Source organism: Enterobacter soli ATCC BAA-2102 (assembly GCF_001654845.1).
Taxonomy (GTDB): Bacteria; Pseudomonadota; Gammaproteobacteria; order Enterobacterales; family Enterobacteriaceae; genus Enterobacter; species Enterobacter soli.
Map to the genome: position 1 here is coordinate 83,493 of NZ_LXES01000007.1, position 25,459 is coordinate 108,951.

At 54.3% G+C, this 25,459-nt stretch carries 25 protein-coding genes; 18 read left to right on the forward strand and 7 right to left on the reverse strand.

The features are described from left to right. The first annotated feature begins 32 nt into the window (after positions 1-32). A complete protein-coding gene (gene lsrK, locus M987_RS02320) occupies positions 33-1,628 on the forward strand; it encodes an autoinducer-2 kinase (protein ID WP_014071832.1) in 1,596 nt (531 codons plus the stop codon). A gap of 177 nt (positions 1,629-1,805) precedes the next feature. Further along, positions 1,806-3,827: an NADPH-dependent 2,4-dienoyl-CoA reductase gene (locus M987_RS02325; RefSeq protein ID WP_014071833.1), complete on the forward strand. Its 2,022-nt coding sequence runs from the start codon at positions 1,806-1,808 to the stop codon at positions 3,825-3,827. 106 nt (positions 3,828-3,933) lie between these two features. On the opposite strand, the gene rlmG is transcribed toward M987_RS02325, so the two are convergent. Then, positions 3,934-5,070, reverse strand: coding sequence for a 23S rRNA (guanine(1835)-N(2))-methyltransferase RlmG (rlmG, locus tag M987_RS02330; RefSeq protein ID WP_014071834.1), 1,137 nt, complete (start codon positions 5,068-5,070; stop codon positions 3,934-3,936). An 84-nt stretch (positions 5,071-5,154) separates the two neighbouring features. Here rlmG and M987_RS02335 point away from each other — a divergent pair, with 84 nt between their 5' ends. From M987_RS02335 to sstT, 4 genes are all read left to right on the forward strand, one after another. Further along, a complete protein-coding gene (locus M987_RS02335; protein ID WP_014071835.1) occupies positions 5,155-5,658 on the forward strand; it encodes a YgjP-like metallopeptidase domain-containing protein in 504 nt (167 codons plus the stop codon). Between the two features lie 70 nt (positions 5,659-5,728). Further along, a complete protein-coding gene (locus M987_RS02340) occupies positions 5,729-6,727 on the forward strand; it encodes a Gfo/Idh/MocA family protein (protein WP_014071836.1) in 999 nt (332 codons plus the stop codon). Between the two features lie 258 nt (positions 6,728-6,985). Next, positions 6,986-7,951 carry a TerC family protein gene (locus tag M987_RS02345; RefSeq protein WP_014071837.1) on the forward strand — a complete coding sequence of 322 codons (966 nt, stop codon included), beginning with the start codon at positions 6,986-6,988 and terminating at the stop codon, positions 7,949-7,951. Between the two features lie 209 nt (positions 7,952-8,160). Next, on the forward strand, positions 8,161-9,402 hold the full coding sequence (gene sstT / locus M987_RS02350; RefSeq protein WP_014071838.1) for a serine/threonine transporter SstT: 1,242 nt from the start codon (positions 8,161-8,163) through the stop codon (positions 9,400-9,402). A 16-nt stretch (positions 9,403-9,418) separates the two neighbouring features. On the opposite strand, the gene M987_RS02355 is transcribed toward sstT, so the two are convergent. The 3 genes from M987_RS02355 to uxaC all read right to left on the reverse strand — a co-directional run bounded on the left by M987_RS02355 (position 9,419) and on the right by uxaC (position 12,969). Beyond that, the gene (locus tag M987_RS02355; protein WP_014071839.1) at positions 9,419-9,973 is read right to left on the reverse strand and encodes a YgjV family protein; all 555 of its coding nucleotides are present in this window, start codon (positions 9,971-9,973) and stop codon (positions 9,419-9,421) included. A 78-nt stretch (positions 9,974-10,051) separates the two neighbouring features. Continuing rightward, positions 10,052-11,539 (reverse strand): UxaA family hydrolase, encoded by a 1,488-nt coding sequence (locus tag M987_RS02360; RefSeq protein WP_014071840.1) that lies wholly within the window; start codon positions 11,537-11,539, stop codon positions 10,052-10,054. Positions 11,540-11,556: 17 nt separating this feature from the next. Beyond that, positions 11,557-12,969 (reverse strand): glucuronate isomerase, encoded by a 1,413-nt coding sequence (gene uxaC / locus M987_RS02365; protein WP_014071841.1) that lies wholly within the window; start codon positions 12,967-12,969, stop codon positions 11,557-11,559. Between the two features lie 476 nt (positions 12,970-13,445). Between uxaC and M987_RS02370 the strand changes: the two genes are divergently transcribed. The 11 genes from M987_RS02370 (at position 13,446) to M987_RS02420 (ending at position 20,807) form a co-directional block, all read left to right on the forward strand. After that, a complete protein-coding gene (locus M987_RS02370) occupies positions 13,446-14,744 on the forward strand; it encodes an MFS transporter (RefSeq protein WP_014071842.1) in 1,299 nt (432 codons plus the stop codon). A gap of 193 nt (positions 14,745-14,937) precedes the next feature. Further along, positions 14,938-15,714: a transcriptional regulator ExuR gene (gene exuR, locus M987_RS02375; protein WP_014071843.1), complete on the forward strand. Its 777-nt coding sequence runs from the start codon at positions 14,938-14,940 to the stop codon at positions 15,712-15,714. 343 nt (positions 15,715-16,057) lie between these two features. Then, positions 16,058-16,720 carry a DedA family general envelope maintenance protein YqjA gene (gene yqjA, locus M987_RS02380; RefSeq protein WP_014071844.1) on the forward strand — a complete coding sequence of 221 codons (663 nt, stop codon included), beginning with the start codon at positions 16,058-16,060 and terminating at the stop codon, positions 16,718-16,720. A gap of 2 nt (positions 16,721-16,722) precedes the next feature. Beyond that, positions 16,723-17,106 (forward strand): EnvZ/OmpR regulon moderator MzrA, encoded by a 384-nt coding sequence (mzrA, locus tag M987_RS02385; RefSeq protein WP_014071845.1) that lies wholly within the window; start codon positions 16,723-16,725, stop codon positions 17,104-17,106. 153 nt (positions 17,107-17,259) lie between these two features. After that, positions 17,260-17,628: a DUF1090 domain-containing protein gene (locus tag M987_RS02390; RefSeq protein WP_014071846.1), complete on the forward strand. Its 369-nt coding sequence runs from the start codon at positions 17,260-17,262 to the stop codon at positions 17,626-17,628. A gap of 28 nt (positions 17,629-17,656) precedes the next feature. Continuing rightward, positions 17,657-17,962 carry an ElaB/YgaM/YqjD family protein gene (locus tag M987_RS02395; protein ID WP_014071847.1) on the forward strand — a complete coding sequence of 102 codons (306 nt, stop codon included), beginning with the start codon at positions 17,657-17,659 and terminating at the stop codon, positions 17,960-17,962. Between the two features lie 2 nt (positions 17,963-17,964). After that, entirely contained in the window at positions 17,965-18,363 is a 399-nt protein-coding gene (locus M987_RS02400; protein ID WP_014071848.1) for a phage holin family protein, read from the forward strand. Beyond that, complete coding sequence (locus M987_RS02405; protein WP_014071849.1) at positions 18,360-18,656, forward strand: YqjK-like family protein; 297 nt, start codon at positions 18,360-18,362, stop codon at positions 18,654-18,656. The genes M987_RS02400 and M987_RS02405 overlap by 4 nt, the downstream gene beginning before the upstream one ends. A 227-nt stretch (positions 18,657-18,883) precedes the next feature. Next, positions 18,884-19,276 (forward strand): DoxX family protein, encoded by a 393-nt coding sequence (locus M987_RS02410; protein WP_014071850.1) that lies wholly within the window; start codon positions 18,884-18,886, stop codon positions 19,274-19,276. Positions 19,277-19,346: 70 nt separating this feature from the next. Continuing rightward, on the forward strand, positions 19,347-20,333 hold the full coding sequence (locus M987_RS02415; RefSeq protein ID WP_014071851.1) for a glutathione S-transferase family protein: 987 nt from the start codon (positions 19,347-19,349) through the stop codon (positions 20,331-20,333). Between the two features lie 108 nt (positions 20,334-20,441). Beyond that, positions 20,442-20,807, forward strand: a complete 366-nt coding sequence (locus tag M987_RS02420) for a DUF805 domain-containing protein (protein WP_014071852.1) — start codon at positions 20,442-20,444, stop codon at positions 20,805-20,807. A gap of 39 nt (positions 20,808-20,846) precedes the next feature. Here the strand turns inward: M987_RS02420 and M987_RS02425 are convergent, their stop codons facing one another. Continuing rightward, positions 20,847-21,749, reverse strand: coding sequence for a LysR family transcriptional regulator (locus tag M987_RS02425; RefSeq protein WP_014071853.1), 903 nt, complete (start codon positions 21,747-21,749; stop codon positions 20,847-20,849). Positions 21,750-21,853: 104 nt separating this feature from the next. Between M987_RS02425 and M987_RS02430 the strand changes: the two genes are divergently transcribed. Continuing rightward, a complete protein-coding gene (locus tag M987_RS02430; RefSeq protein ID WP_014071854.1) occupies positions 21,854-22,555 on the forward strand; it encodes a pirin family protein in 702 nt (233 codons plus the stop codon). Positions 22,556-22,656: 101 nt separating this feature from the next. On the opposite strand, the gene M987_RS02435 is transcribed toward M987_RS02430, so the two are convergent. Together M987_RS02435 and M987_RS02440 are read right to left on the reverse strand one after the other, a co-directional pair. Beyond that, positions 22,657-23,961, reverse strand: a complete 1,305-nt coding sequence (locus M987_RS02435; protein ID WP_014071855.1) for an L-cysteine desulfidase family protein — start codon at positions 23,959-23,961, stop codon at positions 22,657-22,659. A gap of 21 nt (positions 23,962-23,982) precedes the next feature. Next, on the reverse strand, positions 23,983-25,314 hold the full coding sequence (locus M987_RS02440) for an SLC5/6 family protein (RefSeq protein ID WP_014071856.1): 1,332 nt from the start codon (positions 25,312-25,314) through the stop codon (positions 23,983-23,985). Positions 25,315-25,459: the final 145 nt, after the last annotated feature.

Here is a 25,459-nt window from a genome sequence, read left to right on the forward strand (position 1 = left end):
TGCCTTTCCCGCGCTAACAACGAGGCAAACTCATGAGTTACCTTTTAGCGTTAGATGCAGGGACAGGCAGCGTTCGCGCCGTTATTTTCGATTTACAGGGCAACCAGATTGCCGTCGGCCAGGCCGAGTGGAAACACCTGAGCGTGGAGAACGTGCCGGGGTCGATGGAGTTTGACCTCGACACCAACTGGCGGCTGGCCTGCCAGTGCATCCATCAGGCGCTGGAGCGCGCGCACCTGAGCGCCGCCGATATCCAGTCGGTCGCCTGCTGCTCAATGCGTGAAGGCATTGTGTTGTATGACCGCAACGGCGAGGCTATCTGGGCCTGCGCCAACGTCGACGCCCGCGCCAGCCGCGAGGTGGCGGAGCTCAAAGAGATACACGACTACCGTTTTGAATCCGAAGTGTACGGTGTTTCCGGGCAGACGCTGGCACTCAGTGCCATGCCGCGCCTGCTGTGGCTGGCCCACCATCGTCCGGATATTTACCGTAAGGCTGCCACCATCACCATGATCAGCGACTGGCTGGCGGCGAAGCTCTCCGGAGAACTGGCGGTCGATCCCTCCAATGCGGGCACCACCGGGATGCTCGATCTCTTCAGCCGCGACTGGCGTCCAACGTTACTGGATATGGCCGGGCTGCGCGCCGATATCCTCTCCCCAGTGAAAGAAACAGGCACGCTGCTGGGTGCGGTTACCGGGGCGGCGGCTCAGCAAAGCGGCCTGCGCGAAGGCACGCCGGTAGTGATGGGCGGTGGCGATGTGCAGCTTGGGTGCCTGGGTTTGGGCGTGGTACGCGCCGGGCAAACGGCGGTGCTGGGTGGTACGTTCTGGCAGCAGGTGGTGAATTTGCCGCAGGTGCGTACCGATCCCGATATGAATATCCGGGTTAACCCCCACGTGATCCCCAGCATGGCACAGGCGGAATCCATCAGCTTCTTCACCGGATTAACCATGCGCTGGTTCCGTGACGCTTTCTGTGCAGAGGAAAAACTGATTGCCGAGCGAATGGGCATGGATACTTACGCCCTGCTGGAAGAGATGGCGGCTCGCGTTCCGGCGGGTTCGCACGGCGTGATGCCGATTTTCTCCGATGCGATGCATTTTAAGCAGTGGTATCACGCTGCACCGTCGTTTATTAACCTCTCCATCGATCCGGAAAAGTGCAACAAAGCCACGCTGTTCCGTGCGCTGGAAGAAAACGCCGCGATTGTCTCGGCCTGCAACCTGGCGCAGATTTCGCATTTTTCCGGCGTGACGTTTGAAAGCCTGGTGTTTGCGGGCGGCGGCGCGAAAGGTGCCTTGTGGAGCCAGATCTTAAGCGATGTGACCGGGTTGCCGGTGCGTGTGCCTGAGGTCAAAGAGGCCACCGCGTTGGGCTGTGCAATCGCCGCCGGAACAGGCGCGGGCCTGTTTGCAGATATGGCATCCACCGGAGAACGGTTGGTGAAATGGAGCCGGGAATTTACGCCAAACCCAGAACACCGCGAGCTGTACGACGGCATGATGCAAAAATGGCAGGCAGTCTACGCCGACCAGCTTGGGCTGGTGGACAGCGGGCTGACCACGTCGATGTGGCAAGCACCTGGGCTGGTGCGGGTATCACCCTCACCCCGGCCCTCTCCCTGAGGGAGAGGGCGGTTTCGTCCCCTCTCCCCGTGGGGGAGGGTTAGGGTGAGAGCATCAGGCCACACAATTTTTGAATCCCATCACAATCACCGCATTCCCCTTTTCCCTTTTACTCCCCGCTGGCTAAATTAGTAACTCATCCGACCACATAACAATAATTTTACACTGGAAGAGAGTATGAGCCGCTACCCGTCGTTATTCGCCCCCCTCGATCTGGGGTTCACAACGCTCAAAAACCGCGTGTTGATGGGCTCGATGCATACCGGTCTGGAAGAACACCCCGACGGTGCTGAGCGTCTGGCTGCGTTCTACGCCGAACGTGCGCGTCATGGTGTAGCATTGATTGTCACCGGAGGCGTAGCCCCCGCTCCATCAGGTGTAGGTATGGAAGGCGGAGCCGTGCTGAACGATGCCAGCCAGCTGCCACATCACCGAATTGTGACCGATGCGGTTCACAAAGAGGGGGGGAAAATCGCCCTGCAAATTCTGCATACGGGCCGTTACAGCTACCAGCCGAAACTGGTCGCGCCATCGGCCATTCAGGCCCCCATCAACCGCTTCAAACCGCACGCCCTCGGCCACGACGAGATCCTGACGCTGATTGATGACTTCGCCCGCTGTGCCGCACTGGCGCGGGAAGCGGGCTACGACGGCGTGGAAGTGATGGGCTCTGAAGGGTATCTGATTAACGAATTCCTGGCGGCCCGCACTAACCAGCGCGACGATGAATGGGGTGGTGATTACGCGCGCCGGATGCGTTTTGCCATCGAAGTGGTACGCGCCGTGCGCGAACGTGCGGGCGCTGATTTTATCATCGTCTTCCGCCTGTCGATGCTCGACCTGGTGGAAGGCGGCGGGACGTTTGACGAAACCGTACAGCTGGCCCAGGCCATTGAAACGGCAGGCGCAACCATCATCAACACCGGGATCGGCTGGCACGAGGCGCGTATTCCCACCATCGCCACGCCGGTACCCCGCGCAGCATTCAGTTGGGTGACACGCAAGCTGAAAGGCAAAGTGTCGATCCCACTGGTAACCACCAACCGCATTAACGATCCTCAGGTGGCGGACGATGTGATATCACGGGGCGATGCCGATATGGTATCGATGGCGCGCCCGTTCCTGGCTGATGCCGAACTGCTGTCCAAAGCGCAAAGTGGCCGCGCGGATGAGATCAACACCTGTATCGGCTGTAACCAGGCCTGTCTTGATCAGATCTTTGTCGGCAAAGTCACCTCGTGCCTGGTCAACCCGCGCGCCTGCCACGAAACCAAAATGCCGGTGATCCCCACTAGCAATAAGAAGCGTCTGGCGGTGGTTGGCGCAGGCCCTGCGGGGCTGGCCTTTGCCGTCAATGCCGCTTCACGCGGGCACAGCGTGACACTGTTTGATGCGGCAAGTGAAATTGGCGGGCAGTTTAATATCGCCAAACAGATCCCCGGCAAAGAGGAGTTCTACGAAACCCTGCGTTATTACCGTCGGATGATCGCCCTGACCGGCGTGGATCTGCGATTAAATCAGTTTGTGAATGCTGCGGATCTGGCTGATTTCGATGAGGTCATCCTGGCAAGCGGGATCGCCCCGCGTCTGCCGGCGATCGAGGGGATTGATCACCCGAAAGTGCTGAGCTACCTCGACGTATTGCGCGATAAAACCCCGGTTGGGGAGAGCGTTGCCATTATCGGCTGCGGCGGCATCGGCTTTGATACGGCGATGTATTTAAGCCAGCCGGGTGAAGCCACCAGCCAGAACATTGCCGAGTTTTGTGTGGAATGGGGTATCGATACCAGCCTGAATCAGGCTGGCGGTTTGCGACCAGAAGGCCCTCAGCTGCCGAAAAGCCCGCGCCAGATTGTGATGTTGCAGCGTAAAGCCAGTAAACCCGGCGAAGGGCTGGGCAAAACGACGGGCTGGATCCACCGCGCCACGCTGTTGTCGCGCGGCGTGAAAATGATCCCGGCGGTCAGTTATCAGAAGATCGACGACGAGGGGCTACACGTGCTGATCGGCGGTGAACCGCAGCTGCTGCGCGTGGACAACATCATTTTATGTGCCGGACAGGAGCCGAAACGCGATCTGGCCGATCCGCTGCGTGAGGCAGGTAAAACGGTACATTTAATTGGCGGGTGTGATGTGGCGATGGAGCTGGATGCGCGGCGCGCGATTGCGCAGGGGACGAAATTAGCTCTGGCGATATAGGGCAAGGTAAAAGCAAAACGGCAACCCAGTTGCCGTTTTTAGTGTTTGCTCCCTCTCCCTGTGGGAAAGGGGTGGGGTGAGGGCATCAGGCCGCACATACAAAATCTTAACGACGACGACCCAGCTTAACCGCTTTCAGCACCACGAACTTGTTGTTGGTGGCGATGGTGGTGCAGTTACCAAAAATCTTCTTCAGCTTGTGGAAGTAGTCCAGGTGGCGGTTCGCCACGATATACAGCTCACCGTTAATTTTCAGGCAACGACGCGCATGGTGGAACATCTCCCAGGCGACGTTATCCGTCAGGGCATGTTTCTGGTGGAACGGCGGGTTACACAGTACAGCGTTGAAGCGGAAAGGTTCCACACCTGACAGCGCGTTGTTGATCATAAACTCGCAGCGATCCAGCGCCTCTGGCATGTTGGTTTCCACGTTAAGACGACTGGAAGCCACCGCCATCGGCGATTCATCACTAAACACCACGCTGGCTTCCGGGTTCTTCGCCAGCAGCGTCAGGCCAATCACCCCATTACCGCAGCCCAGATCGACAATCTCACCTTCCAGATTTTCCGGCAGATGTTCAATAAAGAAACGCGCCCCGATATCCAGACCGGTGCGGGAGAAGACGTTCGCATGGTTATGGATGGTCCAGTCGGTCCCTTCCAGTTTCCAGCTCAGCGTTTCTGGCGCGTCAGCCAGTTCCGGCGCACTGAAGGTACAGTTGATGAGACGCGCTTTTTTCCACGCCAGCGTGGTGGTAGTTGGGCCGAGCACTTTCTCGAACAATTCCAGCGTCGAGGTGTGAATATCACGCGCTTTTGCACCTGCGATAATACGCGTTTCCGGGGTGACGACTTTACGCAGCGCGCGCAGCTGTTGTTCCAGCAACGCCATGGTTTTCGGCACTTTGATCAGCACCACACCCGGCGCCTGCGGGTAGTCCGCAGTGCTGTCGAGAAACTTCACGCTGGATTCTTTGAGGTCGTTGTGGCGCAGGTTTTCACGCGTCGCCAGCTCACTTAAGTAGGAATCACCGATGCTGTAAGGGGTGTGTTCCGCCAGAGCACAGCCCAGCGCGCCAAACGCATCATTCAGGATCAGAACCGGGCCGCTGATTTCAGTGTCATCCAACTGTTGCAGCAGATATTCATCCGCCGCTTCCCACGCCATAAGCGGGTTGACGTCGTCCGTTTCCGGGAAACGTTTAAGGTTGAGTGAACGGAAACCGTTGTCTAAGTGGCTCATCGGCCCTCCTGAATGGTAAAATTTCGGCGTATCCCTGAAAAGGGTGCGTGAGTATACCCGTTTTCGCATTAATTTGGGCTTTTGATGAACCAACTAACTTATCTCCAGGGCTACCCGGCGCACTTACTTTCCCAGGTTCGCAGCTTAATTGCCGAGCAAAAGCTGGGCACGGTGCTGGAAAAACGCTACCCGGGCACCCATGATTTCGCGACCGATAAAGCCCTCTGGCAGTATACGCAGGATCTGAAAAGCCGGTACCTGAAGAGCGCACCGCCGATCAATAAGGTGATGTACGACAACAAGATCCACGTGCTGAAAAACGCGCTCGGCCTGCATACCGCTATCTCTCGCGTTCAGGGCGGCAAGCTGAAGGCGAAAGCCGAGATCCGCGTGGCGACCGTGTTCCGTAACGCGCCGGAAGCGTTTCTGCGAATGATCGTAGTGCATGAACTGGCACACCTGAAAGAGAAAGAGCACGACAAGGCGTTCTATTCCCTGTGCTGCCATATGGAGCCGCAGTACCACCAGCTCGAGTTTGATACCCGACTGTGGCTTACGCATTTATCGTTAAAAGGTAATGCGGAATAGCGCACTGGTTTTGCAATAATCCCGTGCTACAGTGGCTGAAGGTTCCCAGCTACGGAGTACGTAAACGTTTATGATACGTTTCGCAGTCATTGGTACGAACTGGATCACACGCCAGTTCGTCGACGCCGCCCACGAAACCGGCAAATATAAGCTCACCGCAGTCTATTCCCGCAGCCTTGAGCAGGCGCAGTCCTTCGCGAATGATTACCTGGTCGAACACCTGTTCACCTCGCTCGATGAGATGGCGCAAAGTGATGCCATTGATGCGGTCTATATTGCCAGCCCGAACTCCCTGCACTTCCCGCAAACCAGGCTGTTCCTCAGCCATAAAAAACATGTGATTTGCGAGAAGCCGCTTGCCTCCAACATTCAGGAAGTGGAAGCCGCCATCGCCCTGGCGCGTGAAAATCAGGTGGTGCTGTTTGAAGCATTCAAAACCGCCAGCCTGCCAAACTTCCTGCTGTTGCAGCAGTCTCTGCCGAAGCTTGGCAACGTGCGTAAGGCTTTCATCAACTACTGCCAGTACTCTTCACGCTACCAGCGCTACCTGGACGGTGAGAACCCGAACACCTTTAATCCGGCCTTCTCGAACGGGTCGATTATGGATATCGGCTTCTACTGTCTGGCCTCGGCAGTCGCGCTGTGGGGCGAGCCGCACGGCGTGACGGCCACCGCCAGCCTGCTGGATAGCGGTGTGGATGCACACGGTGTCGTGGTGCTGGATTACGGTGATTTCAGCGTTACGCTGCAACACTCTAAAGTCAGTGATTCAGTGCTGCCGAGCGAAATTCAGGGCGAAGCCGGATCGCTGGTGATTGAGAAGATCTCCGAGTGTCAGAAACTGAGCTTCGTGCCGCGCGGCGGGAAAGCGCAAGAGCTGACGCAGCCACAGCATATTAACACTATGCTCTATGAGGCAGAGGTCTTTGCACGCCTGGTAGAAAACAATGAAGTGAATCACCCAGGGCTTTCGGTCAGCCGCACTACGGCGAAGCTGCAAACGGAGATCCGCCGTCAGACTGGCGTGGTGTTCCCGGCAGACGACGTGAGCGCAAAAGCGATCGCGTAAAGCTGTGTAATGAAATCATGCACACCATTGACGAAACCGATGGTCTGACATATTTTGTTACCCGCAAAGGGGAGTAACTTCCTTGCCGGTGGATCGTCATTACGATGCGTGAAAATCGCATCCGGTCGCCGGGCAATCAAAAGCGTCTTTTTGGTTGTAAGTGAGACCTTGCCGGAAGGCGAGGTCTATGCATAAAAAGCGTAACGGCTATCGTCTTCTGACCATAGCCGTTTTTGTTTTTATGCGTAAGGAAGAAATATGAATACTGTCGGTACTCCGCTGCTGTGGGGCGGATTCGCAGTCGTGGTCCTCATCATGCTGGCTGTCGACCTCTTTTTGCAGGGTCGTCGTGGCGCGCATGGCATGTCCATGAAACAAGCCGCCGTCTGGTCGCTGGTGTGGGTAACCCTGTCCCTGCTCTTCTGTGCCGCCTTCTGGTGGTATCTGGCCTCAACCGAAGGCCGCGCGGTTGCCGACCCTCAGGCACTGGCGTTCCTCACCGGTTATTTGATCGAAAAAGCCCTGGCGGTGGATAACGTCTTCGTCTGGCTGATGCTATTCAGTTACTTCGCCGTACCTGCCGCACTGCAACGCCGCGTACTGGTATACGGCGTGCTGGGGGCGATCGTTCTGCGTACCATCATGATCTTTGCCGGTAGCTGGCTGATAACCCAGTTCGAATGGCTGCTGTATGTCTTTGGTGCCTTCCTGCTGTTCACCGGGATCAAAATGGCACTGGCGAAAGAAGATGGCTCCGCTATTGGCGATCGTCCGCTAGTGAAGTGGATCCGTGGGCATCTGCGCATGACGGACAAGATCGAGAGCGAACACTTCTTCGTGCGTAAAAATGGCCTGATGTTTGCCACTCCGCTACTGCTGGTGCTGATTCTGGTTGAGCTGAGCGACGTTATCTTCGCGGTAGACAGTATTCCGGCTATCTTCGCGGTGACCACTGACCCGTTCATTGTGCTGACCTCTAACCTGTTCGCAATCCTTGGCCTGCGTGCGATGTACTTCCTGCTGGCAGGCGCGGCGGAACGTTTCTCGATGCTGAAATACGGCCTGTCGGTGATCCTGGTATTTATCGGTATCAAGATGCTGATTGTCGATTTCTATCATATCCCGATCGCCATTTCGCTCGGGGTAGTGTTTGGCATCCTGATCGTGACGCTGATTATCAATACCTGGGTTAATCGCCAGCACGATAAGAAGCAGCAGGTGTAGTGGGTTTTGCCGGGTGGTACAGCGCCACCCGGCACTTCCGTTAATCAATAGTTAAAAAACATGACGCAACACGTAAAATCCAGCATTTTACGCTTCCCTCCCCTGCCACTTTCCCTATACTCGACCAGGCAAACATTTACTTACATCCGGACATAAATGTGACTTAGAGCACATCCGGGATGGAACGCAATTTCACTTAAGGAATCTCCATGACCACATCATCATCTGGACTGTTTGCGCGCCTGTCGCGCGGCAGCCTTGTTAAGCAAATACTGGTTGGCCTGGTGTTGGGTGTTGCGCTGGCACTGATATCTAAACCCGCCGCAGAGGCCACCGGCCTGCTCGGTACCCTGTTCGTCGGCGCGTTGAAAGCCGTTGCCCCGATTCTGGTCCTGACCCTGGTGATGGCTTCCATCGCCAACCATCAGCAGGGACAAAAAACCAATATCCGCCCAATCCTGTGGATGTACCTGTTAGGGACTTTCTCGGCGGCACTGACTGCGGTTGTCGTCAGTTTCATCTTCCCTTCAACGCTTCAGTTAACTACCGGCGCAACCGACATTACGCCGCCTGCGGGTATCGTTGAGGTGATGCACGGTCTGTTGATGAGCGTCGTGGCTAACCCTATCCATGCCCTGATTAACGCTAACTACATCGGCATTCTGGTGTGGGCTGTCGGTCTTGGATTTGCCCTGCGCCACAGCAATGACACCACCAAAAACCTGATTAACGATGTATCCAATGCCGTGACCTTCATCGTGACGCTGGTGATCCGCTTTGCACCAATTGGTATTTTTGGTCTGGTATCCTCAACGCTTGCAACCACCGGTTTTGGCGCACTGTGGGGTTATGCCCAACTGCTGCTGGTATTGATTGGCTGTATGGCCGTGGTGGCGCTGGTGATTAACCCGCTGCTGGTGTTCTTACAGACGCGCCGTAACCCTTATCCGCTGGTGTTGATGTGCCTGCGTGAGAGCGGCGTAACCGCCTTCTTTACCCGCAGCTCAGCCGCGAATATTCCGGTAAACATGTCGCTGTGTGAAAAACTGAATCTGGACCGTGATACTTACTCTGTGTCGATCCCCCTGGGTGCGACCGTTAATATGGCGGGCGCGGCAATCACCATTACGGTTCTGACGCTGGCGGCAGTCCATACGCTGGGTATTCCGGTAGATTTACCGACGGCACTGCTGTTGAGCGTGGTGGCTGCACTTTGCGCTTGTGGGGCTTCTGGCGTGGCGGGTGGTTCGCTGCTGCTGATCCCGCTGGCCTGTAATATGTTTGGCATTCCGAACGAGATTGCCATGCAGGTTGTCGCCGTTGGTTTCATCATTGGCGTGTTGCAGGACTCCTGCGAAACCGCGATCAACTCTTCCACCGATGTGATGTTTACCGCGGCCGTATGTCAGGCGGAAGACGCGCGCTTAGCGAAAAACGCCCTGCGTAGCTAATCTGTTAGCCCTTCCGTCAGCGGACGGAGGGGCTCTCTTCCTGTACCTGGTTTTCCACTTTAAACGGATCGATACCGCGCTTCTGCATTCGCCAGAAACGAATGATGTTCAGCCCGTTCATGATGAGGAAACTGCCTTCGATTAATGTCCCGCCAATCGACCCCAGCCAGAAGTTGTGGATCACCCAGCAGCAGGTTGAACACCAGATCACACAGCGCATCGTCAGGCCTTTACTGCGAAACAGCGCCCAGGTACTGACAATGGTGCCAATCACCGGTAGCAGCTCTATCGGATGATGAAACTTCGCCAGCCCAATTCCCCCGGTCAGCACAATAAATACCGCCATCACCCACAGGCTGCGGGTGCGCAGAGTAATGAGCGTACGCACGGTGTTGAGCATGGCGCTTGAGCCTGCCGGAAATGCACCCATCAGAAAGAAGTGCACGCCGATAACGGCGCTGTAAACCGAAAGCTGGATTTTGAATTTCCGCTCGTCGCGATTGATAAAAGTGGTGATACCAATCAGAAAGGCGATAACACCAACGCCCTGGGCCAGCCAATACGCGCTCATGAAGGAGTCCTGTGTTCAGGCAAAAAGAAACGGCGCTTCATTATATGAAACGCCGTTTCGGATTTAAAGCATGATGACTTACAGCGTAACGCCGCTTTTGAATATCGCCAGCTCGCGGAAGTCGTTTTTCTCGTTACAGGTCTGCTTGCCGTTAGCGAAGTCCACGATGGTATCGACGAATTCGTTCAGCAGTTGCGGCATTGCCTTGCCGTGGATCAGCTGGCCGGCATCGAAGTCGATCCAGTGTTTTTTCTTCGCCGCCAGCTCGCTGTTGGTGGCAATTTTCACCGTTGGCACAAAGCCACCGTACGGTGTACCGCGGCCCGTACTGAACAGCACCATATGGCAGCCTGCTCCGGCCAGCGCGCTGGTTGCTACCGCATCGTTACCCGGTGCGCTAAGCAGATTCAGACCGTGGGTTTTCAAACGTTCGCCATAGCGCAGCACGTCAACCACCTGGCTTGCCCCTGCTTTCTGGGTACAGCCGAGCGATTTCTCTTCCAGCGTCGTGATCCCGCCCGCTTTGTTGCCCGGCGATGGGTTCTCGTAAATCGGCTGGTTGTGCGCAATGAAGTACTGTTTGAAGTCGTTCACCATGGTGACGGTTTTCTCAAACGTCTCTTCGTCGCGGCAATGGCTCATCAGAATACGTTCAGCACCAAACATTTCTGGTACTTCGGTCAGCACGGTGGTGCCGCCGTTAACGATCATGTAATCCGAGAAGCGGCCCAACATTGGGTTCGCGGTGATGCCGGACAGGCCATCAGACCCGCCGCACTCAAGCCCGAATTTCAGCTCACTCAGTTTACCTGGTTCACGTTTGTCGTGGCGCATCACGTCATACAGCTGATGCAGCTGCTCAAGCCCTGCTTCCACTTCATCGTCCTGGTGCTGGCACACCATAAAGTGCACACGATCAGGATCAAACTCGCCCAGCGTTTCGCGGAAGGCATCTACCTGGTTGTTTTCACACCCCAGGCCAATCACCAGAACCGCGCCCGCATTCGGGTGGCGCACCATGTTTTGCAGCATGGTACGGGTATTAATATGGTCATCACCTAACTGTGAACAACCGTAAGTGTGGCTAAACAGGTGCACACCGTCGGTGCCTTCGGCATTGTTGGTCTCTTTCAGGAAACGCGTCTGAATTTGACGCGCGATCCCATTAACACAGCCCACCGTCGGGAGGATCCACAGTTCATTGCGGATCCCCACATCACCGTTGGCACGGCGGTAAATCTGTACGTCGCGATCTGCCGCCTGCCCGATGTCCGCCGGGGATTCAGGTTGATAGCTATACTCGTCCAGATCGCTAAGATTGGTGCGGGTATTGTGGGAATGAATATGTTCACCCGGCGCAATATCCGCCAGCGCATGACCAATAGGCAAACCGTACTTCACGACGTTTTCACCTTTGGCGATAGGACGTATGGCAAATTTGTGCCCACGCGAAATCGCCTGACGCAACGTGACTGTCTCATTTTCAACAGTCACGTCCGTACCTTCGGTCAGATCCGCCAGCGCTACGACAACGTTATCCAGCGAATGGATTTTGATGTATTGCATATCAACCTCAAACGGCCTTAGTTCAGTTCAATGGCGAAGTAGTCACGCGCATTGTTAAAGCAGATGTTTTTCACCATTTCGCCCAGCAGCTGAATATCCGCCGGTGCTTCACCCGCAGCCACCCAACGGCCAATCATCTGGCACAGAATGCGGCGGAAATATTCGTGACGGGTATAAGACAGGAAGCTGCGGCTGTCGGTCAGCATCCCGACAAAGCGGCTTAACAGGCCCAATTGTGCCAGCTGCGTCATCTGACGCTCCATGCCGTCTTTTTGGTCGTTGAACCACCAGCCGGAACCGAACTGCATCTTGCCTGGCATCCCTTCGCCCTGGAAGTTACCGATCATGGTGCCCAGTACTTCGTTATCGCGCGGGTTCAGGCAGTACAGAATGGTTTTTGGCAGCAGATTCTGTTCGTTCTGTTTGCTCAGCAGTTTTGACAGCTCTTCCGCCAGCGGACGGTCGTTGATGGAGTCAAAGCCCACATCCGCGCCCAGCAGTTTGAACTGACGCTGGTTGTTATTACGCAGCGCACCAATGTGATACTGCTGAACCCAACCGCGACGAGCATATTCTGCGCCGAGGAACACCAGTACCGCGGTTTTAAACTGAGCCACTTCGTGCTCGCTTAATGTCTCACCGGACAGACGACGCGCCAGGATGCTATCCAGCTCGGCTTCGTTTGACTCCGCGAACAGCACCACATCAAGCGCGTGGTCAGACACCTTACAACCGTGCGCAGCAAAGTGATCCAGACGTTTGGTCAGGGCGGTTTGCAGGTCGGTGAAACGACGAATGTCGGTATCAGACACTTCCGCCAGCTTCGCCATGTAGTCGTTGAATGTTGCCAGCTCGATGTTGAACGCCTTATCCGGGCGCCAGCTTGGCAGCACTTTGATATCAAAAGAGGTGTCTTTCGCGACAACCGCGTGATGCTCCAGTGAATCGATTGGATCGTCGGTTGTACCGACCATCTTCACGTTCATCTGTTTCATGATGCCGCGTGCGGAAAACTTATCCTGCGCCAGCAGTTCGTTGCACTGGTTCCAGATCTCATCCGCCGTGGTTGGAGAAAGCAGTTTGCCGGTGATACCAAACGGACGACGCAGTTCGAGGTGCGTCCAGTGGTATAACGGGTTGCCGATAGTGTGCGGCACGGTCGCTGCCCAGGCGTCAAACTTCTCGCGGTCAGTTGCGTCGCCGGTACACAGGCGCTCGGCCACACCGTTGGTGCGCATTGCGCGCCATTTGTAGTGGTCACCCTTCAGCCAGATGTCATACAGGTTTTTGAAACGATAATTTTCGGCAACCTGCTGCGGCGGTAAATGGCAGTGATAGTCGAAAATTGGCTGGTCTTTTGCGTAGTCGTGGTACAGCCGGCGAGCAAATTCAGTATCTAGCAGAAAATCTTCAGTCATAAACGGAGTCATTTATCGTCTTCCTCTTAACGAGTGCGTCAAAAAGCTTATGTTCAGATGCTGCAAAGTTATCACACCAATTTCCAGCAGCCGAAGTTTTTTTCGTGAGTTAGATCAATAAACGTCAACAAATAAAATACCCTCAACGGAGTAAACCCTCTCGCAGCCCGCGCCATATCTGGCTTTGCGTGCAGAAGATAATGTCCCTACAAAGAATCACACTTTTGTGATGTCACTCACCTTTTAAAGTTGTATGACAAGTTATCTTTTCGCCGTCGCAAACAATTAGCCGACGGAATGCATTACTGGTGTGAAAAACATCGGATTTAACGGTACGGATACCGACTTATGCACGATTACTTATGGCAAGGTTCGGGCCGTTCCGGGAAATTATCCCGGTTACGCCCCTCCCGTTAACAACAGCTCCCGGCAACGGTTGAGAGGTTGCCGTGCTCCGGCACGGAAATAACATAACGATGAGGTTTTACATGCGTAAAATTAAAGGGTTACGTTGGTACATGATTGCACTGGTGACGTTGGGCACCGTGCTGGGCTACCTGACACGTAACACCGTGGCAGCAGCGGCTCCTACGTTGATGGAAGAATTGCATATCTCCACACAGCAATACTCTTACATCATTGCTGCTTACTCCGCGGCTTACACCGTAATGCAGCCTGTAGCAGGTTATGTTCTTGATATTCTGGGTACTAAAATCGGTTATGCGTTCTTCGCTGTCGCATGGGCCATTTTCTGCGGTGCAACAGCACTGGCAGGCAGTTGGGGCGGTCTGGCACTAGCGCGCGGTGCGGTAGGTGCAGCAGAAGCCGCCATGATCCCGGCAGGCCTGAAAGCCAGCTCCGAGTGGTTCCCGGCGAAAGAACGTTCTATTGCTGTCGGTTACTTTAACGTCGGTTCTTCTATTGGTGCGATGATTGCTCCGCCACTGGTGGTCTGGGCTATCGTGATGCACAGCTGGCAGATGGCGTTCATCATCTCTGGTGTACTGAGCTTTGCATGGGCAATGGCGTGGCTGATTTTCTATAAACACCCACGTGACCAGAAAAAACTGTCTACTGAAGAACGTGATTACATCATTGGCGGTCAGGAATCTCAGCACCAGACTAACAACGGCAAAAAAATGTCTGTCTGGCAGATTCTGGGCACCCGTCAGTTCTGGGGTATCGCACTGCCACGCTTCCTGGCAGAACCAGCCTGGGGTACGTTTAACGCCTGGATCCCACTGTTCATGTTTAAAGTGTATGGCTTTAACCTGAAAGAGATCGCGATGTTCGCCTGGATGCCAATGCTGTTCGCTGACCTGGGTTGTATCGTGGGGGGTTACCTGCCACCACTGTTCCAGCGCTGGTTTGGTGTAAACCTGATTGTCTCTCGTAAAATGGTGGTTACCATGGGTGCGCTGCTGATGATTGGCCCAGGTATGATCGGCCTGTTCACCAGCCCTTACATTGCTATCGCCCTGCTGTGTATTGGTGGTTTTGCTCACCAGTCCCTGTCTGGCGCACTGATTACGCTCTCATCTGACGTCTTTGGTCGTAACGAGGTTGCTACCGCAAACGGCCTGACCGGTATGGCCGCCTGGACTGCAAGTACCATGTTTGCTCTGGTGGTTGGTGCCCTGGCTGACACCATCGGTTTCAGCCCACTGTTCGCTGTGCTGGCTATCTTCGACCTGCTGGGTGCGGTGGTTATCTGGACGGTGCTGAAAAGCAAATCGGCTGAAGAGCTACAAAAAGAGTCCGTCGGGGGACCCGCAACACAAAGTTAGCGGTGATGCTGTTGTGCCGGGTGGCGGCTTCGCCTTACCCGGCCTATAAAACCCAATAAAACCGCAGGCCGGGGCAACCTGGCAAATACAACAAGAAAGCCGCCATAGGGCGGCTTTTTTCATGGCGAAATCTGGAGACTGGCTCGCAAAAGTGGTATAACAAATAATCCGTCGTACCCTGCCTGGAGCGCATATGGAAATCACCGAATCACGTCGTTTATATCAGCAACTTGCTGCCGAGCTGAAAGATCGCATCGAGCAAGGTGTCTATCTTGTCGGTGATAAACTCCCCGCTGAGCGTTTTATTGCTGATGAAAAAAGCGTGAGCCGCACGGTGGTGCGTGAAGCCATCATCATGCTGGAAGTCGAAGGCTATGTTGAAGTACGCAAAGGCTCCGGCATTCATGTGATTTCCAACCAGCCAAAACACTCCCCGGTGCCGGACGAAAGTCTGGAGTTCGCCAGCTATGGGCCGTTTGAGCTGCTTCAGGCGCGTCAGCTGATCGAAAGTAACATTGCCGAATTTGCTGCGACGCAGGTGACCAAGCAGGACATCATGAAGCTGATGGAAATCCAGGAGAATGCGCGCAAGGAAAAATGCTTCCGCGATTCCGAATGGGATTTGCAATTCCATGTTCAGGTTGCGCTGGCAACGCAAAACACCGCTCTGGCGGCAATTGTTGAAAAAATGTGGACTCAGCGCGTTCATAACCCGTACTGGAAGAAACTGCACGATCACATCGATTTGCGCACCGTGGATAACTGGTGTGACGACCACGACCAAATTCTTAAAGCGCTGATTCGTAAAGACCCACACGCGGCAAAACTGGCCATGTGGCAGCACCTGGAAAATACCAAGCAGATGCTGTTTAACGAAACCAGTGATGACTTCGAATTTAACGCCGATCGCTATCTTTTTGCGGATAATCCTGTCGTTCACCTGGATACGGCAGCCAATCTCGCAAAATAGTTCCCCTTTCTGCTGGCAGGCGCTTCGCTGCGCCTTCCGGCGCAACAGGGTAAGCAAAACATATATAGTGTCAGCCTTTGTAAATCCCCTCGCTCACCTTCATGGCTTAAGCCAAAATCATTCCGCCCCATGCAAAATCTGTGACGCAGAACGTTGGGCTTTGTTACAATTGGATTCAATTTGCTTTCTTGTAAGTTAGTGCTTGCCAACTAGCCATTTAACAGGGAACAGTTCTGGCCACCACAATGTGTCCGCGAGCGACCATAATGAAATCATAAAAATGTCGCCGTACTGTTTTTCCCGGATAACAGGCGTGACGTTAACCGATTTCCAGGAACACTGAATGGAACTTTTGACCCAACTACTACATGCCTTATGGGCCCAGGACTTCGAAACGCTGGCCAATCCGTCCATGATTGGGATGCTCTATTTCGTTTTGTTTATGATCCTGTTTCTTGAGAATGGATTGCTTCCTGCCGCCTTCCTGCCTGGCGACAGTCTGTTAGTGTTGGTCGGCGTGCTTTGTGCCAAAGGCGCAATGGCATTCCCCCAGACCATCCTGCTATTAACCATTGCTGCAAGCCTCGGCTGCTGGGTGAGCTATATCCAGGGACGATGGCTGGGTAATACACGCATCGTGCAAAACTGGCTTTCGCATCTGCCGGCGCATTACCACCAGCGGGCGCACCACCTGTTCCACAAACATGGGCTTTCGGCGTTGCTGATTGGCCGTTTCATCGCGTTTGTACGCACTTTGCTGCCAACCATTGCAGGGCTTTCCGGCCTAAGTAGCGCACGCTTCCAGTTCTTTAACTGGATGAGTGGCCTGCTGTGGGTACTGATCCTGACAACGTTAGGCTATGCACTTGGCAAAACGCCAGTGTTCATGAAGTATGAAGACCAGTTAATGTCCTGCCTGATGCTGTTGCCAGTTGTGCTGCTGGTCTTTGGTCTGGTCGGTTCACTGGTTGTCCTGTGGAAGAAAAAATACGGGGCCAAGGGCTAACAATGGTCATTTCACCGTTATCCCTGCGCCGCTTGTCTTACGCATTGATTGTGCTGGTGTTCTTCAGCGCGATGCTGCTGATATGGACGGCGCTCCAGCACCAGGAATCCACACTGGCAATCCGGCCGGTGAATCAGGGAGCCAGCGTACCAGACGGTTTTTCCATCTGGCACCACCTGGATGCAAACGGGATCCGCTTCAAGAGCATCACGCCACAAGATGATGTTTTACTGATTAAATTTGACTCCAGTGCGCAAAGTGCAGCAGCCAAAGTCGTGCTCGACAGAACGTTGCCGCACGGATACATCATTGCTCAGCAGGAAGATAACAGCCAGCCAGCGGCCTGGTTGTCACTTCTGCGCGACACATCGCACCGGTTTGGATAACTTCCAGGATTCTGAATCTTTTCACTTACTTTGGTGATTACCCCGTTTACTTACTATGCTTAAGTACGCGGAGCATCATATCTATGTTCTCCGCATGACTTTGGACATCAGCACACTCCCCGGACGTGCTGCAAACAATGGAAGGTTCCAATAATGAAATACCGCATCGCCCTGGCTCTGGCCCTTTTTTCATTAAGCACAGCCTCTTTCGCCACCTCTCTGTGTCAGGAGAAGGAGAAAGACATTCAGCGTGAAATCAGTTATGCCGAAAAGCATAACAATCAGAACCGGATCAATGGCTTGAAAAAAGCGCTTAGCGAAGTGAAAGCTAACTGTTCCGACAAGGAGCTTCGCGCAAGCCACCAGAAGAAAATCACGGAGCAAAAGGAAGAAGTAGCAGAGCGCCGTCACGATCTTCAGGAAGCGAAAGAGAAAGGAGATGCGGATAAAATTGCCAAACGCGAGAAGAAACTGAAAGAAGCGCAAGAAGAACTGAAAGCGCTGGAATCCCGCGATTATTGAGTTAACGGAAGTCTCACAGGAGAAAATCATGTCAAAAGATACTACGTCAGAAAACCTGCGCGCTGAGTTGAAATCCCTGGCGGATACCCTGGAAGAAGTGCTGAACTCCTCTACCGATAAATCAAAGGAAGAGGTCAGCAAGCTGCGCAGCAAAGCCGAGCAAGCATTGAAAGAGAGCCGTACCCGCCTGGGTGAAACCGGTGATGCTCTGGCGAAGCAGACCCGCGAAGCGGCTGCACGCGCTGACGAATACGTTCGCGATAATCCATGGACTGGTGTAGGCATTGGTGCCGCTGTTGGTGTGGTTCTGGGTGTCCTGCTCACGCGTCGTTGATTATGGAAGACAATCGTCATACTGAAGGTCCGGCAAAGAACATCATTGGCATCGGACAGCGGATTTTAACCACCCTCGTTGGTATCGCTGAAACGCGCATTCGCCTGGCCGTGGTTGAACTGGAAGAAGAGAAAGCCAATATCTTCCAGATCCTGCTGATGCTTGGTCTTACCCTTCTCTTTGCCGCATTTGGCCTGATGAGCCTGCTGGTGCTGGTTATCTGGGTTGTCGATCCGCAGTATCGTCTTAACGCCATGATTGCGACCACCGTGGTGTTGCTGCTGGGTGCTGTGATAGGCGGTATCTGGACGCTGCGAAAAGCGCGCAAATCCACGTTGCTGCGCCATACCCGCCAGGAGCTTGCAGCCGACCGCACGCTGCTGGAGGACGACAAACCATGAGCAGCAAAACCGAGCTCAGGCAGCGAAAAGCGTTCCTGTTAAGCCAGATCCAGCAACAACGGCTGGATCTGGCAGCCAGTCGTCGTGACTGGGTGGATGCAACGCGCCCGCTGGATCGTAGCTGGAATACCTTCCTGAACCTGCGTTCATGGGTGCTGGTTGGCAGCAGCGTGATGGCAATCTGGGGTGTCCGCCATCCCAGTAAGCTGATTCGCTGGACGCGTCGCGGCTTTGGTATCTGGAGCGCATGGCGTCTGGTGAAAGCAACCCTTCGTCAGCAGCAACTGCGCTAGTCTGTGTGGTGCCGGGTGGCGGTTACGCCTTACCCGGCCTACATTTCCCATTTCTCTTTCTTGTCCCTCCTTGCTCAATATCTTTGATAAAGATTGACAGTTTTCCTTGCTAACAATTGTCATTCGTCACGTTTATGATTCTCTCCATCGACAGCAAAGACGCGGTATCTACCCGAATTTGCACACAAATAAAGATCAGCCGCTCATGTGGTTTCCTGGAGAGTAAAATGAAAAAATTAGAAGATGTTGGTGTACTGGTAGCGCGTATCCTGATGCCAATTCTGTTCATCACCGCAGGTTGGGGCAAAATCACCGGTTATGCGGGTACACAACAGTATATGGAAGCTATGGGCGTGCCGGGGTTCCTGCTGCCACTGACCATTCTGCTTGAGTTCGGCGGCGGCCTGGCAGTACTGTTCGGCTTCCTGACCCGTACCACTGCACTGTTTACTGCGGGCTTCACATTGCTGACAGCATTTATCTTCCACAGCAACTTTGCGGAAGGCGTGAACTCCCTGATGTTCATGAAAAACCTGACTATCGCTGGCGGCTTCCTGCTGTTGGCTGTGACCGGTCCAGGCGCATTCAGCATCGACCGTGTTCTGAATAAGAAGTGGTAAGCACGCTATACTGACTTAAAAAAGCGAGGAGATATCTCCTCGTTTTTGCTATCTGACGGAGGAGGAAAAAATGGGACAACTCGTAGACGGCGTCTGGCAGGATGTCTGGTATGACACTAAATCCACCGGAGGACGTTTCAAACGCTCTGTTTCGGCCTTCCGTAACTGGCTGACGGCAGATGGCGCACCTGGCCCCAGTGGCGAAGGGGGCTTTGCAGCCGAGAAAGACCGTTATCATCTCTACGTTTCACTCGCCTGCCCGTGGGCACACCGCACGCTGATTGTGCGTAAACTCAAAGGCCTGGAATCATTACTGCCTGTCTCAGTTGTCAATCCGCTGATGCTGGAAAACGGCTGGACATTCGACAGCGATTTCCCTGCCGCGACAGGTGACGACCTTTACCATCACGATTTCCTGTACCAACTGTATCTGCGTGCAGATCCGCACTATACCGGCCGCGTCACCGTACCGGTGCTCTGGGACAAGAAAAACCAGACGATTGTCAGCAATGAGTCGGCCGAAATCATCCGTATGTTCAACACCGCGTTTGATGCGCACGGCGCCCGCGCCGGTGATTACTATCCGGTTGAGCTGCGAGATAAAATTGATGAACTGAACAGCTGGATCTACGACAACGTGAACAACGGTGTCTACAAAGCCGGTTTTGCCACCAGCCAGGAAGCCTATGACGAAGCGGTCGCGAACGTCTTCACATCGCTGGAGCGTCTGGAGCAGATCCTCGGTCAGCATCGCTACCTGACGGGCGATCGCCTGACGGAAGCGGACATCCGTCTATGGACCACGCTGGTGCGTTTTGATCCGGTCTACGTCACTCACTTTAAGTGCGATAAACATCGTATCAGCGACTATCTGAATCTGTACGGGTTCCTGCGTGATATCTACCAGATGCCGGGCATCGCTGAAACGGTCGATTTTGGCCATATCCGCACCCACTACTACCGCAGCCACAAGACCATTAACCCGACGGGTATTATCTCGATTGGCCCGTGGCAGGATCTGGATGAGCCGCACGGGCGCGACGTTCGATTTGGATAAATATTAAGGGCATCAATAGATGCCCTTTTTTAATTCATAATATCAATCTATCCTTACCTCGATCGCCTGGAAAACAAGTGATTAACTGAATATTGAGGCAAGGAAAAAATGGACTGGTATTTAAAAGTACTGCGCAACTACATCGGATTTGGTGGACGCGCTCGCCGCAAAGAATACTGGATGTTCGTTCTGGTGAACTTCATCCTTATCATGGTGCTGGGCATTGTCGATAAAATTCTCGGCTGGGAACGGGCTGGTGGTGAAGGCGTTCTCACGACAATTTATGGTCTGCTGGTTTTGCTGCCGTCCTGGGCCGTGCTGTTTCGTCGGTTGCACGACACCGACCGTTCGGCATGGTGGCTACTGCTGCTGTTGATCCCGATAATCGGCTGGCTGGTGATTCTGATCTTTAACTGTCAGAGCGGTACGCCGGGTGAAAACCGCTTTGGTGCCGACCCTAAACTCAACGCCTGATTCGTTGCCCGGTAGCTTACGCTTACCGGGCGTACGAACCTATTTATTGTAGTGGGCAAACAGCTTCGGTATTTCTCGCAAACACCACGACTTCGCTTCCCCCATACTGTCACGACGCCACGCCATAATAATATCGACCTCACTGGTGTATTCCGGACTCACCACGCGCAGCCGTCCTTCGGCGATATCTTTTTCGACGAAGGGATAAGGCATGGTCGCCATCCCGAGGCCAGCCAGCAGTGCCTGGCGCTTATCTTCCAGCGATGTCACCGTCAGACGCGGCTGTTTATCCAGCAGCTGTACCGTTAATACCGGGCGTTCACGTGCGGTATCCGCTACCGCCACACCGCGATATTTCACGCGCGTCACTTCAGACAGTGGCTCGGGCTCCTGATGAATTGGGTGGTCGGGTGCAGCCACATATACGTTCATCACGCTGTAGAGCTTACGGGAGTTGATTTCAGACGATGAACGGAAGTGCATATCCGGTGCAATCACGATATCCGCCCTGCCCGTTTCCAGACGCTCCCACGCCCCTGCCAGCACTTCGGTAATGATCGACAGCTGGGTGTTGGCTTTATCCGCCAGGCGGTCCACCAGCGGGAACAGCGCCTCAGTTGGCACTAACGCTTCCGTGACCAGCGTCAGATGCGTTTCCCAGCCACGCGCCAGCGCTTCGGCGTCGGTGGTTAGTTTATCGGCCGCTTCCAGCAGCACGCGCCCACGCTCCAGCAGCATCCGCCCAACGTTGGTGAATTTTGTTCTATGACCGGAACGATCGAATAACACCACGTCCAGCTCTTCTTCAAGCTTCTGCATGGTGTAGCTCAGCGCAGACGGAACGCGCCCCAGTTCATCTGCCGCAGCGGCAAAGCTGCCACGCCTGTCAATCGCGTCCATGACGCGAAGCGCCTCAAGCGTCAATGCTCTCTCTTTTGCCATCTCGTTCTCATTCAGGAAATTTGAACATACCAGGCAGAATATCTGGCTAACAATCAAGCGTCCATACCTTTACCATTGTTTTAGTGTAAAGAGAGGTCAAGTTTATGATTACGACAAGAACAGCTAAACAGTGCGGACAAGCTGATTTCGGTTGGCTACAGGCCCGCTACACCTTTTCCTTTGGACACTACTTTGACCCAAAACTCCTCGGTTACGCATCACTGCGCGTATTGAATCAGGAAGTGCTCGCCCCAGGTGCGTGCTTCCAGCCGCGCACGTATCCGAAAGTCGATATCCTGAACCTGATCCTGGAAGGCGAGGCAGAATACCGCGACAGCGAGGGCAATCATGTCCAGGCGAAGGCTGGCGAAGCGTTGCTGATTTCAACGCAGCCGGGCATTAGTTACAGCGAGCATAACCTCAGCAAAGACAAGACGCTGACCCGAATGCAGCTGTGGCTGGATGCCTGCCCAGAGCGGGAAAATCCGCTGGTACAGAAGATAGATTTGAAGGGCGAAAAGCAGCAGTTGCTTGCATCGCCTGATGGCAGCAACGGCAGCCTGCAACTGCGCCAGCAAGTGTGGCTGCACCATATCGAACTGAAAAAAGGTGAGCAGGCAAGTTTCCAGCTTCACGGCCCGCGCGCCTATTTGCAGTCGATTCATGGCACGGTACATGCGTTGACGCACACGGAAGAAAAAGAAGCGCTCACCTGCGGTGACGGAGCGTTTATTCGTGATGAAGCGAATATTACGCTGGTTGCCGATACGCCGCTGCGTGCGCTGTTGATTGATTTGCCGGTGTAAAAATCCCCCTCACCCCACCCCCTCTCCCCAAAGGGGCGAGGGGCTCGATTGGTTCCCTCTCCCCTTTGGGGAGAGGGCTAGGGTGAGGGGTGAGAGGCAATTCACGACACCTTACTCGCCATTATCTCAATGATCTGCCGGTCTGTTGCCTGCATCGAGCGGCACGCCAGTGAGCACAGATTAGCGATAGACTGCTCAACATCGTGCGCGACAATTCCTTCATTGCCCGTTACAGCGGAATCATCCAGCGCCATCATGACCGCCTTCCAGGCGCTCCCGACGCTGGTTGATACCTTCATCGCGCAACTGTTAGACGCTCCGTCACAGATAATCCCGCTGACATCGCCGATCATGCTGCCGATAGCCATTGCGATCGTCTGGTAACGCCCGTCCATTAGCCACGCCATTCCTGCCGCCGCGCCCATGGCCGCCGTTGTTGCAGCGCACAGCGCCGACAAGCGTGGAAGCTGGTAATGGATATAGATGGCCGCCAGATGCGACAACATCAATGCCCGGGCAAGACGTTCATCATCAGCCTGAACATACTCAGCCACCACTACAACCGGCATCGTTGCGGTGATCCCCTGATTGCCCGAACCGGAGTTGCTCATGGCCGGCAGCGTTGCGCCCCCCATTCTGGCATCAGAGGCTGCACTGGTGCGGATAACAATGTCTGAACCTATATCCTGCGCCATCCATCCACGCGCGCGCTGTTTATGCAGCGTGGCGCCGATGTGCAGCCCCCACTTTCCGCTTAACCCTTCGCGAGAGAGCGCATCGTTCAGACGTGCCGCTTCCAGGATAAAGCGGATCGCATCGAACGGTACCTGCTCCACAAATTCGACGATCTGCGACAGCGTGGTGTGTGAAAACACCCCCAGTGGATCGCAGCCCATCTCACCGGGCTGCTCGTTAAGGACAAAGCGCGTTTCACCCTGACAAACGATCTCCACGACGCGGGTATGCCCACCGACAATGGTGACCATAGCCGATGTGGTGCCAGCATGAACACTGGCACGGGAATAAAGGATCTCATCGCAAGGTTCTTGCAGCTTCACCTGTACCCGTCCGGCTTGCAGCAGTGCTTTTGCCTTTGCCAACGCGTCGCCTGAGGCATCTTTCAACACCTCCAGCCCGGCCTGCGCGTTACCGCCAATGGCACCCAGTGCTGCGGCAATGGGTAGCCCGACCATGCCTGTTCCCGGTACCGTAACGCCAAGCCCGTTTTTCATCAGGTTTGGCGACACCCACGCATCTATCTGCGTGACCTCACCGGGAAGTTGTTCCGCGGCAATGGCACAAGCCAGCGCCAGTGAGACAGGCTCTGTACACCCCAGCGCAGGTTTAACTTCTTCCTGCACGGCACGAATAAAATGGTTCCATAAAGGATTGATTTGCTCAGACATCGTTACGACCTTTATTGCTCCTCAGGAGAACGCGAGGAAAGGAGAAACACAAAGCAGCAGCCCGGTGATGATAATAATCACCAGCGATACGCCTTTATATTTATGCAGCGCGGGGACTTTGTAGACCAGCCACGCCGGGATCAGGCAGCCAACCATTCCAAAGATAGGGCTACAAATAGAAGTGAAGCTCAGGACCGGTGCGTTTAAGACAATGGCGCTCCAGGCAAGCAGGATGGCGAACAGCATGATCCCACGTTGAACGGTACGTTCATTGATATTCTCTGCCGGCATTCTGCGGCGCAGAATATTCATCACAATGCCCTGCGTGGCTTCGCGAAAACCGAGGTAGACACCGAAGAAGGCGGTCATGACGGCGAAAATATTCAGGATCACGCTGACGATTTTGACCCAGCCCGCACCGTCACCGCTAATAAACTGTGCGGCGATCGCCAGAGCCGAAATATTTTGCTCATAGGCTTTTACCGCTTCATCGTGGCCCATCGCCAACGTGAAGGAGACGGCATAGAAGAAGACCGTCACAAACAGCACGCCAAAGGCAATGTTCATCGCCCGCAGCGCTTTGTGTCGCGCCACTTCTACCGATTTTTCCCGTGAACGATAAGAGATAACCATCGGGCTTAAGGTCTGGATAAACAGAATCGAGGTTAAGGTGAATGGCAGCGTAATAATGGCGTTTTTAATTAATAGCCCCATCGGTGGCAACATGCCCACATTAGCTAAATGCCAGAGCCCAATCATCGACAAGCCCAGCGCTGCAACCACAAACAGCTTGGTGAGCACCATCAGGCTGGAAACTTTAAACAGCAGCTTTTCACCACGTGATGAAATCGCCACCAAAATACAAATCAAAAATAAACCGTAGAACGGGTTTTCGGAAAGCAAACCGTCGGTGATGCCGAAGGTGTGCAGATACGAGGCGCTGTCGTTAGTGATGGCGGTGGAATAGACAAACATCCAGATCACCAGCATCACAAAATAAAGTGCCCCTAATAAAACCCCCCAGTTTTTCCCCAGATAACCGCTGATGACGCTCGGGTAATCTTTGCACTCCGGCGATTCCGCCAGCGTATTAATAAACAGGCGCTGGAATAAATACATGGCTGGATAGCCAATAATTGACGAGAGCAAAAATACCCACAGCCCCATCAATCCCACCTGTACCGGGAGAAAAACAATCCCCGCGCCGATAGCCATCCCGATACTCATAATGACCCAGCCCGTGTCGGAGCTGTCGAATTTAATGGCCTCGCGCCATTCACTTTCACTCATTCCTGCCCGTCTTGCCGCGGGAGAATCGTTCACAATCACACTGCTATTTGTTGCCGTATCCATAAGGCACTCGCTTATTTTGTAGGGTAAACAGTTGTTTTTATAAGGTTCTGCCCACCAGCGATAATGAGCCAGATTGTTGCAGGTGCTTGTTATTAGAGTGAAAAGATCATACCTGGAGAGAGGGAGAAAAAAGTCACAAGTTTTA